The organism is Lysobacter sp. TAB13 (genome assembly GCF_052113885.1).
Taxonomy (GTDB): Bacteria; Pseudomonadota; Gammaproteobacteria; order Xanthomonadales; family Xanthomonadaceae; genus Lysobacter; species Lysobacter gummosus.
This window is the reverse complement of sequence record NZ_JBFRDR010000297.1, coordinates 1-401: the sequence shown is the minus strand read 5'-3', so window position 1 is coordinate 401 and position 401 is coordinate 1. Positions and strand designations below refer to the sequence as shown.

The 401-nt window shown below is 65.3% G+C and carries 1 protein-coding gene; it reads left to right on the top strand.

Annotated elements, in window-relative coordinates:
- On the top strand, nt 1-401 hold a 401-nt coding region (locus AB4Y92_RS26255), incomplete at both ends, for an MBL fold metallo-hydrolase (RefSeq protein WP_441822289.1).

The following is a 401-nucleotide window of genomic DNA, read 5'->3' as shown; positions in this document are numbered from 1 at the left end:
GCCTTCCTCGGCGCGGACCCCACCCAGGTCAAACAGATCCTGGCCCATGCGGGTCTGGGCGAGAGCCTGCCGACCTCGGTCAACGCCTTCGTCGTCAATACCCGCGAGCGGACCTATCTCGTCGACACAGGAACCGGCCTCAACATGGCTTTCGGCCCGACGATGGGACGCGCCGAAGGCAATCTGCGCGCAGCTGGCATCGACCCGGCACAGGTCGATGCGGTGATCCTGACGCATGCCCATCCGGATCATGCCGAGGGCCTGCTGACGGCGGAGAAGACCGCACGCTTCCCCAATGCCGAAGTGATCATCAATGAGACCGAACATGCCTTCTGGCATGACGAGGGCGTGCTCGCCCAGGCGCCGGCTGAAGCCAAGCCCTTCTTCGCCTCGGCCCGCAA